The following is an 11,814-nucleotide window of genomic DNA, read 5'->3' as shown; positions in this document are numbered from 1 at the left end:
AGAGCCTTGTAGCCGCTGCCGAGCCCGCGAGGCTGCGAACGGTTGCGCAGCAACCGCAGGCCCGACAACGCGATCTGGCGAGGTAACCGCAGGGCGCCTTTTGCGGGCGCTGCGCACCCGTTCGCAGCCTCGCTGCGCTCGGCAGCGGCTACAAGGAGCAGGGTTCAGGCTGGCGCCATTTCCTGCGCCAGCCCGAGGAAGGCCGCCGGCAGGCGCGCGCCCTTGCGCTCCTTGAGGCAGTACAGGTATTCGGCGATCTGCGGCGCGTTCTCGATGGTCAGCACCCGCAGTTGCGGATCGTGGGGGACTTCCTGGCGGGCAATGATGCTGATGCCGATATTGCGCAGCACCGCCTCGCGGATCGACTCGCGGCTGCCGATCTCCAGCAGCGGCCCGAAGCTGACCCGGGCGCCGTCGAGCAGCTCTTCGGTCAGGCGCCGGGTGGTGGAGCCCGGCTCGCGCATCAGCAGGGTATGCCCGACCAGGGCGTTCAAGGGCACGTGATCGAGGGCCGCCAACGGATGATTGCGGTGCACCGCCAGCACCAGCGGATCGCTGCCGAGCACCCGGCGGATCAAGCGCGAATCCTCCAGCAGCTGCGACGACGCGGCGATGTCGACCCGGTATTCCTCCAGCGACTCCAGGACCTGCTGCGAGTTGCCGATTTCCACCGACACTTCCACCTGGGGCAGGCGCTCGCGGAAGGTCTTCACCAGATCGAGGATGTAATACGGCGCCGTGGCGGCAATCCGCAGGGTGCCTTGCAGCTGGCCGCTATTGCGCAGGAAAAACTCGATATCGGCTTCCTGCTGCAACAGCGCCTTGACCATCGGCAACAGCCGGGCACCCTCTTCGCTGACGCTGAGGCGGCGGCCGCCGCGATAGAACAGCTCGACCGCATACTGGCTTTCCAGATGACGGATCTGGGTGGTCACCGTGGGCTGGCTCAGGCCGAGCTTTTTCGCCGCCAGGGTGATGCTGCCCAGGCGGGCCACCATGTAAAACGCCTTCAGCTCGGCACTCAGCACTGCGTCCTCTCATCGTCTATTTGCGCAACAGGCGCAAACCGTTGAAGACCACCAACAGGCTGACGCCCATGTCGGCGAACACGGCCATCCACATGGTGGCCAACCCGAAGAAGGTTACCCCAAGAAAGATCGCCTTGATGACCAGGGCCAGGGCGATATTTTGTACGAGGATGTTCGAGGTCTGCCGGGACAGCCGGACAAACGCCGGAATCTTGCGCAGATCGTCGTCCATCAAGGCGACATCGGCGGTCTCGATGGCGGTGTCGGTGCCTGCCGCGGCCATGGCGAAACCGATCTCCGCACGGGCCAGGGCCGGGGCGTCGTTGATGCCGTCGCCGACCATGCCGACCCGGTGCCCTTGGGCATACAGGTCTTCGATAGCTTGCAGTTTATCGGTGGGCAGCAGGTCGCCGCGGGCCTGATCGATGCCCACCTGGGCGGCGATGGCTTCGGCGGTGTGCGGGTTGTCGCCAGTCAGCATCAGGGTCTTGATGCCCAGTTCGTGCAACTGCTGGATCGCTTCGCGGCTGGACTCCTTGACCGTGTCCGCCACGGCGAACAGGGCCAGGGGGCCGGCGCTGTCGAGCAACAGCACCACAGTCTTGCCTTGTTTCTCCAGGGCGAACAGCTGCTCTTCCAGCTCCGGCGAGCACAGCCCCAGCTCCTCCACCAGGCGGTGATTGCCCAGGTGGTAGAGCTGGCCGTTGATTTCGCCACGTACACCGCGGCCGGCCAGGGCCTCGAAGTTATCCACAAGGTGCAGGCTCAGCTGTTTATCCACAGCCGCATTGGCAATGGCCAAAGACACCGGGTGGTCGGAACGGGACGCCAGGCTGGCGGCGATGGCCGGGGCGCTGCTGTCCGCCAGCGGATCGAGGGACAGGAAATCGGTCTGTACCGGCTTGCCATGGGTGATGGTGCCGGTCTTGTCCAGCGCCAGGTAGTCGAGCTTGTAGCCGCCCTCCAGGTAGACCCCGCCCTTGATCAGGATGCCTTTGCGCGCTGCCGCGGCCAGGCCGCTGACGATGGTCACCGGGGTGGAAATCACCAGCGCGCACGGGCACGCCACCACCAACAGCACCAGGGCGCGGTAAATCCAGTCGAACCAGGCGGCGCCCATGAACAGCGGTGGAATCACCGCCACGGCCAGGGCAAAGGCAAACACCGCGGGGGTGTAGATTTTCGAGAAGCTGTCGACGAAGCGCTGGGTCGGCGCGCGCGCGCCCTGGGCTTGTTCCACGGCATGGATGATCCGCGCCAGGGTCGAGTTGTTGGCCGCCGCGGTCACCTTGTACTCCAGCGAGCCGGCCTGGTTGATGGTGCCGGCGAAGACCTTGTCACCCAGGGTCTTTTCCACCGGCAGGCTTTCGCCGGTGATCGGCGCCTGGTCGATGGTCGAGCTGCCGGCCACCACCTCGCCGTCGAGGCCGATGCGCTCACCCGGACGTACCCGTACCAGCGCGCCCAGCTCGATGCTTTTCGCTTCCCGTTCGACCCAACTGCCGTCCGCCTCCTGCACCGTGACCCGTTCCGGGGTCATCTGCATCAGGCCACTGATGGCATTGCGCGCGCGGTCCAGGGACCGGGCCTCGATCAACTCGGCCACGGTGAACAGGAACATCACCATCGCCGCTTCCGGCCATTGGCCGATCAGCACGGCGCCGGTCACGGCGATGCTCATCAAGGCGTTGATGTTGAGGTTGCGGTTCTTCAGGGCGATCCAGCCCTTCTTGTAAGTGCCGAGGCCACCACTGAGGATCGATACCAGGGCGATCACCGCCACCACCCAGGTCGGCGCGGCGCTGGTGAAGTGGATTACCTCCGCGGCCAGCGCGCCGACGCCGGACAGCGCCAGCGGCCACCAGTGCTTTTTCACCGGCGCCGCGACCGGGGCATCGGACTCGCCGCCCAGGCCGATGGGCTCGGCCTCCATGCCCAGGGACTTGATGGCGGCGATGATCGGGGCGACGTCCTGCAGGTCATGGGTCACGCCCAGCACCCGGTTGATCAGGTTGAACTCCAGTTGCTGCACGCCCGCCAGCTTGCCCAGCTTGTTCTGGATCAGCGTCTGCTCGGTCGGGCAGTCCATGGCCTCGATGCGGAAACTGCTCAGGCGCGCATTGGCGCTCGACGCCGCGCTGAGCACAACCCGCGACGGCGCGGCGGCCGACGAACAGCAGGAATCGCCATGACTGGCAGCCTGGGGCTCGCTCAACTGGACCAGCGACGGCGACGAGCAGCAGGAAGCGCCGTGGCCAGCATGGTCGTGTTTTTTCAGCGGATGCAGTTTTGCGCCATGGCCATGATCATGATCGTGGCCAGCATGCTTGGAGTCAGCGCCGGGCTTGCCGTGGGTGTGCAGGGAATCGCTCATAAGGTCGCGTCCGAAAAGGTGCCTGTTGCCAAGTGAACACCCTGTAGCCACTATAGGGTCAAGCACCCTTTCGGAGATTGTCGCGATGAAAATTGGCGAGCTGGCGAAACTGACCGACTGTCAGGTCGAAACCATCCGTTACTACGAGCGCGAAGGCCTGCTGCCGGAGCCGGCCCGCAGCGAGGGCAATTACCGTCTGTATACCCAGGCCCACACCGAACGCCTGACCTTCATCCGCAACTGCCGCAGCCTGGACATGACCCTCGAGGAAATCCGCAGCCTGCTGAACCTGCGCGACAGCCCCCAGGACCAGTGCCAGAACGTGAATGCGCTGATCGACGAACACATCCACCACGTCAAGGCGCGGATCGACGGGCTGCTGGCCTTGCAGACACAGTTGCTCGACCTGCGCCAACGCTGCAGCGAAGGGCCGGACCTGGATCAGTGCGGGATTTTGCAGCGCCTGGAAGTCAGCGGCTCGGTGGCCCCCAGCGAAGCCGAGGACTCTCATGTGGGCCGTAGCCACGGGCATTGAAACCATCACCCCCCTACAGAGAGGCAGATGCCCCGTATCGACCACGTGTGGGCGTGGTCTCCGGGATTGCTAGAAGGCCCTGCGGGCCTTATCGCAGCCTGCGGCAGCGGCTACAGAAGCCGCCGCCGGGTGTATCGATCAGACCGCCATCGGCGCGGTCATCGGCGCGTGGTGCTCGTAGCCTTCCAGCGAGAAGTCGCTCGGTTCGACCTTTTCCAGCCACTCCGGCTGGTACACACCGGTCTTGGCGAACTCCGGTACACGTTCGGAAATCACCAGCTTCGGCATCGGGAACGGCTCGCGCTTGAGCTGTTCGTTGAGCATGTCCAGGTGGTTTTCGTAGACGTGGGCATCACCGATGAAATAGGTGAACCAGCGCGGGGTGTAGCCGGTCAGGCGACCGATCAGGCTCAGCAGCGCCGCGCCTTCGGTGAGGTTGAACGGTGTGCCCAGGCCCAGGTCGTTGGAGCGGATGTAGAGGGTCAGGGAAATTTCCCGGGTCTCGACATTCGGGTGGAACTGGTACAGCAGGTGGCACGGCGGCAGGGCCATTTCATCCAGCTGGGCGCAGTTCCAACCGTGGAACAGGATGCGCCGGCTGCCCGGGTCCTTGATGATGGTGTCCACGCACTGGCGCACCTGGTCGATGGCCTTGTACAGCACCACATAGGCCTGGCCGTTTTCCTCGCCTTCGGCGATCTGCCGGTAGCCCTGGGCCAGGGTCTGCTCGATGGCGGCCGGATTGCTCAGGGGGATCTGCTTGTACGCCGGCCACTTGCGCCATTGCACGCCATAGATCTCACCCAGGTCGTCCTCGCCCTGGCGGAAGGGATTGGCCAGCCACTGGGCGTTTTCGTTGGCGTTCTGGTCCCAGACCTTGCAGCCCAGGGCACGGAATTCGGCGGCGTTGTTCACCCCACGGAGGAAACCGCACATCTCGCCGATGGCCGACTTGAAGGCCATCTTGCGGGTGGTGATCGCCGGGAAACCGTCTTTCAGGTCGTAACGCAGCATCGCGCCGGGGAAGCTGATGGTGTTCACGCCCGTGCGGTTGGCCTGTTTGGTGCCGTTCTTGATGACGTGGGCGACCAGATCGAGATATTGCTTCATGTATTACCTGTGTCCTTGAAGGCAGGGCTCGCGCCCTGCGATCCGAATTAGAGCGCGGCGTCTTTCGCCACCGGTGCCGCTGGAGCGCGGTGATAGGCCAGCCAGATCAGGAACAGGCCGCCAACGATCATCGGCAGGCACAGCACCTGGCCCATGGTCAGCCAGTTCCACGCCAGATAGCCCAGCTGCGCATCCGGGACCCGGACGAACTCGACGATAAAACGGAAAATACCGTAAAACAGGGCGAACATCCCGGAAACCGCCATGGTTGGACGGGGCTTGCGCGAGAACAGCCAGAGGATGAGGAACAGTGCCACGCCTTCCAGGGCGAACTGATACAGCTGCGAAGGGTGGCGCGGCAGCTGGGCCGGGTCGCTGAACGGCGGGAAGATCATCGCCCACGGCAGGTCGGTCGGCTTGCCCCACAGCTCGGCGTTGATGAAGTTGCCGATGCGCCCGGCGCCCAGGCCGATCGGCACCATCGGCGCGACGAAGTCCATCAGCTGGAAGAACGACTTGCCGTTCTTCTTGCCGAACCACAAGGCCGCGAGCATCACCCCGATGAAACCGCCGTGGAACGACATGCCGCCTTTCCAGACCTCGAAGATCAGCGTCGGGTTGGCCAGGTAGGCGCTCAGGTCATAGAACAGCACATAGCCCAGGCGCCCACCGACAATGACCCCCATCGACATCCAGAACACCATGTCGGAGAGCTTCTCCTTGGTCCAGGTTGGGTCGAAGCGGTTCAACCGGCGCGACGCCAGCAGCCAGGCGCCACCGATGCCGATCAGGTACATCAGGCCGTACCAGTGAATTTTCAGCGGGCCGATGGCCAGGGCCACCGGGTCGATCTGCGGGTAAGGCAGCATTGCGACTCCTCGTTAGAGTGAAACTCGATTGCGCCGCGACCATGTCACGCGCGGATTAAGCCAGGATTGCGGAACCTGTCAGAGCAGGAACGTCAGGCCGACCACAAACAGCAGGCCGGCGAACAAGCGCTTCAACAGGCGCGCCGACAACCGATGGGCCAGGCGCGCACCGAACCGGGCAAAGACCATGCTGGTCAGGGCGATGCCCAGCAGTGCCGGCAAATACACAAAACCCAGACTATGAGCCGGCAGCAACGGATCATGCCAGCCCAGAATCATGAAACTTATTGCACTGGCCACGGCAATCGGCAAACCGCAGGCCGAGGACGTGGCCACCGCCTGCTGCATCGGCACGCTGCGCCAGGTCAGGAACGGCACGGTCAGCGAGCCGCCACCGATGCCGAAAATCGCCGAGGCCCAGCCGATCACACTACCGGCCAGGGTCAGCCCGAGCTTGCCGGGAACGTCGCGGCTGGCCTTGGGCCGCAGGTCCAGGGTCATCTGCAGGGCGACCACCAGGGCGAAGACGCCGATGATTTTCTGCAGGTTCGGCCCGGAGATCGCTTCGGCCGTCAGCGCCCCGACTCCGGCGCCGAGCAGGATGCCCAGGGTCATCCAGGCAAAGATCGACCAGCGCACCGCGCCCCTGCGCTGGTGTTCGCGAACCGCGTTGACCGAGGTAAAAATGATGGTCGCCAGCGACGTACCAACGGCCAGGTGGGTCAGGATCGACGGATCGAAACCTTGCAGGGTGAAGCTAAACACCAGCACGGGAACGATGATGATGCCGCCACCTACGCCAAACAGACCGGCCAATATGCCCGCGCAGGCCCCCAGCAGCAGATAGAGCAGAAATTCCATGGAGGCATCCCGAAAAGAGAGCGGCATGGTAACGGATGCACGGCCCTTGGCTCCACTGGATGGCGATGGATACCCAGTCGTTCTGTGCGTAAAGTGAGCAAAAAACACAAAAGGGACAACCTGATGTGCTTGATCGTATTCGCCTGGCGGCCGGGCCACCCCCTGCCCCTGATCGTCGCGGCCAACCGTGACGAGTTCTACGCCCGCCCCAGCCTGCCGTTGGCGCAATGGCCCGAAGCCCCCGATATCTATGCCGGGCGCGATCTGGAAGCGGGCGGCACCTGGCTCGGCCTGGGCGCCGACGGACGCTTCGCCGCCCTGACCAATATCCGCAATCCCCATCAGCCCCCCGCGCGCCGCTCCCGAGGCGAACTGGTGGCGCGTTTTCTCAGCAGCAAGATATCGATAGACGACTATTTCAGCGACGTTGTCGGCCGATCGCTGGAATATGCCGGCTTCAACCTGCTGGTCGGCACCCCCGATCAGCTCTGGCACTACAACGCCCAGGCCCGTGAGCCGCAGCAACTGGGCAGTGGCGTGTACGGCCTGTCGAATGCCGGGCTCGACACGCCCTGGCCCAAGCTGCTCAAGGCCAAGGCAGCATTACAGGAAGTACTGCACGACCCGCAGCACCAGGCTCTGCTCGCCCTGCTCAGCGATGCGCAGACCGCGCCGTTTGCCGACCTTCCCGATACCGGGGTCGGCCTGGCCACCGAGAGCCTGCTGTCGAGCGTGTTTATCGCCAGCCCCAGCTACGGCACGCGGGCCAGCACGGCGCTGGTCGTCCGGGCCGATGGTTCGAGGCACATAGTCGAGCGCAGCTTTGGGCCCTATGGCGGGCATCTGGGGGAAGTGGAGCTGAGGGTTTAGCGGACGCTATCGCGAACAAGCCCGCTCCTGCTGCTGTAGGAGCGGGCTTGTTTGCAATGGAAACAACGGAAATTAAAGGGTCTTGGCCGACGCCGGATTGATCATCCGCGCCAGTCCCAGGTTCTTCAGCGCCAGTTGCAGCGAGCTGTGGATAACTTGCGGGTTGTCGATGGTCATCAGTTCGGCCAGCAGTTCCCTGGCCTTGCTGAGATTGATCTGACGCAGCATCCACTTCACTTTCGGCAGGTTGGTGGCGTTCATCGACAGGCTGTCGAAGCCCATCGCCATCAGCAGCACCGCCGCCGCCGGATCGCCGGCCATCTCGCCGCAGATACTCACCGGTTTGCCTTCGGCATGGGCGTCGCGCACCACGGTCTGCAAGGCTTGCAGCACCGCCGGATGCAGGTAGTCGTAGAGGTCCGCCACCCGCGGGTTGTTGCGGTCCACGGCCAGCAGGTACTGGGTCAGGTCGTTGGAGCCGACCGACAGGAAGTCCACCTGGCGCGCCAGTTCCTTGGTCTGGTACACCGCGGCCGGGATCTCGATCATCACCCCGATCGGCGGCATCGGCACGTCGGTGCCTTCGTCGCGCACTTCGCCCCAGGCGCGGTGGATCAGGTGCAACGCTTCTTCCAGCTCATGGGTGCCGGAAATCATCGGCAGGAGAATGCGCAGGTTGTTCAGGCCTTCGCTGGCCTTGAGCATGGCGCGGGTCTGGACGAGGAAAATCTCGGGATGGTCGAGGGTGACGCGAATGCCGCGCCAGCCGAGGAAGGGGTTGTCTTCCTTGATCGGGAAATACGACAGTGACTTGTCGCCGCCGATGTCCAGGCTGCGCATCGTCACCGGTTGCGGGTGGAAGGCGGAAAGTTGCTCGCGATAGATCGCCAGCTGCTCCTTTTCGCTCGGGAAGCGTTGGTTGATCATGAACGGCACTTCGGTGCGGTACAGGCCCACGCCCTCCGCGCCACGCTTCTGCGCCCGCGCCACGTCCGCCAGCAGGCCGGTGTTGACCCACAGTGGCATACGGTGGCCGTCCAGCGTCACGCATGGCAGGTCGCGCAGTGCATCCAGGCCCTGGGCCAGTTGCCGCTCTTCCTCGACCACATCGGCGAATTGCTTGCGTAGCACGTCGCTGGGGTTGGTGTAGACCTCGCCGTGGTAGCCGTCGACGATCATCTGGATGCCGTCGACTTTCGAGTACGGCAGATCGACCAGGCCCATCACTGTCGGAATGCCCATGGCCCGGGCCAGGATCGCCACGTGGGAGTTGCCCGAACCCAATACCGAGACCAGGCCGACCAGCTTGCCTTCCGGCACCTCGCCGAGCATGGCCGGCGTCAGTTCTTCGCTGACCAGGATGGTGTTGTCGGGGTAGACCAGGGTCTGCTGGCGTTCTTCCTGCAGATAGGCCAGCAGACGCCGGCCCAGGTCCTTGACGTCCGACGCCCGCTCGCGCAGGTAGGCATCGTCCATCAGCTCGAAACGGTTGACGTGATCGGTGACCACCTGGCGCAACGCGCCCTGGGCCCATTGGCCGGTCTTGATCACGGTGGTCACTTCGCTGCCCAGGGAGGCATCGTCGAGCATCATCAGGTAGACGTCGAACAGCGCCCGCTCTTCGGGACGCAGCTGGGTGGCGAGTTTTTCCGAGAGGGTGCGCATGTCGGCGCGCACGCCTTCGATGGCGGTCTTGAACAACGCCAGCTCGGCGTCGATGTCGGTAATGCTCTTGTCAGGCACCACATCCAGGTCAGCGGGCGGCAGCATGACCACCGCGGTACCGACCGCCGCGCCAGGCGAGCCGGGCACGCCGACGAACTTGGCTTCCTGGATGCCCTTGCCCTGGCGGCCCAGGCCACGGATCGAACCGGTGGCTTCGGCATGGGCGATAACGCCCGCCAACTGGGCGCTCATGGTCACCAGGAAGGCTTCTTCGCCCTCGTCGAACTGACGACGCTCCTTTTGCTGGATGACCAGGACGCCGACGACCCGGCGGTGGTGAATGATCGGTGCACCGAGGAAGGAGGCATAACGCTCCTCGCCGGTCTCAGCGAAGTAGCGATAACGCGGGTGATCGGCGGCGTTTTCGAGGTTCAGCGGTTCTTCGCGCGTACCGACCAGGCCGACCAGACCTTCGTTGGGTGCCATGCTGACCTTGCCGATCGAGCGCTTGTTCAAGCCCTCGGTGGCCATCAGGACAAAACGGTTGGTCTCCGGATCCAGCAGATAGACCGAGCAGACCTGGCTGCCCATGGCCTCTTTGACGCGCAACACAATAATCCCCAACGCCGCCTTGAGATCCTTGGCGGAGTTAACTTCCTGGACGATCTTGCGCAGCGTATTGAGCATGGCTCGGGGTCGAACTCCGTCGTCAGTCGCGCGCTAGAAGGCGCGGGGCAAGCTCTTTGAGAGCGCGGCGGTAAACCTCGCGCTTGAATGTCACCACCTGGCCCAACGGATACCAATAACTGACCCAGCGCCAGCCATCGAACTCCGGTTTACCGGTCAAATCCATCCGCACCCGCTGCTCGTTGGAGATCAGGCGCAGGAGAAACCATTTCTGCTTCTGGCCGATGCACAGCGGTTGGCTGTGGGTACGGACCAGGCGTTGCGGCAAACGATAGCGCAACCAGCCCCGGGTGCAGGCGAGAATTTGCACATCTTCGCGTTCCAGGCCTACTTCTTCGTTCAACTCGCGGTACAAAGCGTCTTCCGGCGTCTCTTCGGGGTTGATCCCCCCTTGCGGAAACTGCCAGGCATCTTGATTGATACGGCGAGCCCATAGCACCTGGCCAGCATCATTCGTCAGAATGATCCCGACATTGGGGCGGAAACCATCGGGGTCGATCACGGCAACAACCTCGCAAACGCATGTCGCCGCATTGTTCCACAAAGGTTGTGAAAGCAGCAACGAGGCTTCCTACCTTATGTGCACTCTTGTGAAAAGACCGTATTCTGATCGCCTTTTTTCAGACTTATCAGCGAGTAACCGTGATGCGCCTGGCTTTATTCGACTTGGACAACACCCTTCTGGGCGGCGACAGTGACCACGCCTGGGGCGACTACCTGTGCGAACGAGGCTTCCTCGACGCCGTCACCTACAAGGCCCGCAACGACGAGTTCTACCAGGACTACCTGGCCGGCAAGCTCGACAATGCCGCTTACCTGAACTTCTGCCTGGAGGTTCTCGGCCGCACCGAGATGGACGTGCTCGACCAATGGCACCGCGACTACATGCGCGACTGCATCGAGCCGCTGCTGCTGCCCAAGGCCGCGCAACTGCTGGCCAAGCACAAGGCCGCCGGCGACAAGCTGGTGATCATCACCGCCACCAACCGCTTCGTCACCGCGCCGATCGCCGAACGCCTGGGCGTGGAAACCCTGATCGCCACCGAGTGCGAGATGCAGGATGGCCGCTACACCGGTCGCAGCACCGACGTCCCGTGCTTTCGCGAAGGCAAGGTCACCCGCCTGACGCGCTGGCTCGAGGAAACCGGCCACAGCCTGGAAGACAGCTACTTCTATAGCGATTCGATGAATGACTTGCCGTTGCTGGATCTGGTGGCGAACCCGATCGCCGTGGACCCGGACCCGAACCTGCGGGCCCTGGCCCAGCAGCGTGGCTGGCCGGTGATCAGCCTGCGCGACTGAGAAAGCTAGCGCGAGCTCGCCCCTATAGGAGCAAGCTCGCGATCAGGCCGTCAAACAGGCTTGGCGCCCATCAACCCGGCAATGGCGAAGAAACACACGAAGCTGAACACCGCCAGCGCCAGGGTGAACTTCGGACTTCCTACTCCCGAGGCGATCCGCACGCGATTGAGCCGCGCCAGCAGCCAGAAACAGCTCAGGGCACCCACGGTATAGATCACGCTGGAGGCCAGGATCCAGGTCTGCCCCAGCGACCAGCCCAGCAGATGCACCAGCCACCAGCCGCTGAACGGCAGGCTGGCCAGGCAGATCACCAGCAACAGCCAGACGAACACCAGCGGCCGGCGCAACAGCCGGCTGTAGATGCTTGCGTCACCCTTGCTACGAGCGCGCCAGACCCAGATCGCCAGCCCCAGCGCGCTGCCCAGCAGCAACACGGTGGCCAGGATATGGACGGTTTTGAGGACGGTCAGCGTTTCCATGTCATTAACTCCTTGAGGCCTTGCCCACCAGCGT

At 63.8% G+C, this 11,814-nt stretch carries 11 protein-coding genes; 3 read left to right on the top strand and 8 right to left on the bottom strand.

Going from position 1 to position 11,814, the window contains the following annotated elements; all coding sequences use genetic code 11:
• Positions 1-164: 164 nt before the first annotated feature.
• Together AC07VU_RS06145 and AC07VU_RS06140 are read right to left on the bottom strand one after the other, a co-directional pair.
• Positions 165-1,028, bottom strand: coding sequence for a LysR family transcriptional regulator (locus AC07VU_RS06145; protein WP_457275173.1), 864 nt, complete (start codon positions 1,026-1,028; stop codon positions 165-167).
• Between the two features lie 16 nt (positions 1,029-1,044).
• Entirely contained in the window at positions 1,045-3,402 is a 2,358-nt protein-coding gene (locus AC07VU_RS06140) for a heavy metal translocating P-type ATPase (protein ID WP_495029615.1), read from the bottom strand.
• Positions 3,403-3,487: 85 nt separating this feature from the next.
• Here AC07VU_RS06140 and cadR point away from each other — a divergent pair, with 85 nt between their 5' ends.
• Positions 3,488-3,937 (top strand): Cd(II)/Pb(II)-responsive transcriptional regulator, encoded by a 450-nt coding sequence (gene cadR, locus AC07VU_RS06135; protein ID WP_007930346.1) that lies wholly within the window; start codon positions 3,488-3,490, stop codon positions 3,935-3,937.
• A 138-nt stretch (positions 3,938-4,075) separates the two neighbouring features.
• On the opposite strand, the gene AC07VU_RS06130 is transcribed toward cadR, so the two are convergent.
• The 3 genes from AC07VU_RS06130 to AC07VU_RS06120 form a co-directional block, all read right to left on the bottom strand.
• On the bottom strand, positions 4,076-5,047 hold the full coding sequence (locus AC07VU_RS06130; protein ID WP_053263016.1) for a thymidylate synthase: 972 nt from the start codon (positions 5,045-5,047) through the stop codon (positions 4,076-4,078).
• Between the two features lie 47 nt (positions 5,048-5,094).
• Entirely contained in the window at positions 5,095-5,916 is an 822-nt protein-coding gene (lgt, locus tag AC07VU_RS06125; RefSeq protein WP_009046066.1) for a prolipoprotein diacylglyceryl transferase, read from the bottom strand.
• A 78-nt stretch (positions 5,917-5,994) separates the two neighbouring features.
• Positions 5,995-6,777, bottom strand: a complete 783-nt coding sequence (locus AC07VU_RS06120; RefSeq protein ID WP_274304952.1) for a sulfite exporter TauE/SafE family protein — start codon at positions 6,775-6,777, stop codon at positions 5,995-5,997.
• Between the two features lie 123 nt (positions 6,778-6,900).
• Between AC07VU_RS06120 and AC07VU_RS06115 the strand changes: the two genes are divergently transcribed.
• Positions 6,901-7,647 (top strand): NRDE family protein, encoded by a 747-nt coding sequence (locus tag AC07VU_RS06115; RefSeq protein ID WP_457275177.1) that lies wholly within the window; start codon positions 6,901-6,903, stop codon positions 7,645-7,647.
• A gap of 72 nt (positions 7,648-7,719) precedes the next feature.
• Here the strand turns inward: AC07VU_RS06115 and ptsP are convergent, their stop codons facing one another.
• Positions 7,720-9,999 (bottom strand): phosphoenolpyruvate--protein phosphotransferase, encoded by a 2,280-nt coding sequence (gene ptsP, locus AC07VU_RS06110; RefSeq protein WP_007927345.1) that lies wholly within the window; start codon positions 9,997-9,999, stop codon positions 7,720-7,722.
• Between the two features lie 22 nt (positions 10,000-10,021).
• Positions 10,022-10,501 (bottom strand): RNA pyrophosphohydrolase, encoded by a 480-nt coding sequence (locus tag AC07VU_RS06105; protein ID WP_007927344.1) that lies wholly within the window; start codon positions 10,499-10,501, stop codon positions 10,022-10,024.
• A gap of 143 nt (positions 10,502-10,644) precedes the next feature.
• Here AC07VU_RS06105 and AC07VU_RS06100 point away from each other — a divergent pair, with 143 nt between their 5' ends.
• Positions 10,645-11,301: a histidinol-phosphatase gene (locus tag AC07VU_RS06100; protein WP_007927343.1), complete on the top strand. Its 657-nt coding sequence runs from the start codon at positions 10,645-10,647 to the stop codon at positions 11,299-11,301.
• A gap of 50 nt (positions 11,302-11,351) precedes the next feature.
• On the opposite strand, the gene AC07VU_RS06095 is transcribed toward AC07VU_RS06100, so the two are convergent.
• Positions 11,352-11,780 carry a DUF2269 family protein gene (locus tag AC07VU_RS06095; protein ID WP_087092477.1) on the bottom strand — a complete coding sequence of 143 codons (429 nt, stop codon included), beginning with the start codon at positions 11,778-11,780 and terminating at the stop codon, positions 11,352-11,354.
• Between the last annotated feature and the right edge of the window lie 34 nt (positions 11,781-11,814).

The sequence above is a fragment of the Pseudomonas sp. GW821-FHT02B10 genome, assembly GCF_059421865.1.
The sequence above is the reverse complement of the archived record's forward strand: the minus strand, read 5'-3'. Positions and strand labels throughout refer to the sequence as shown.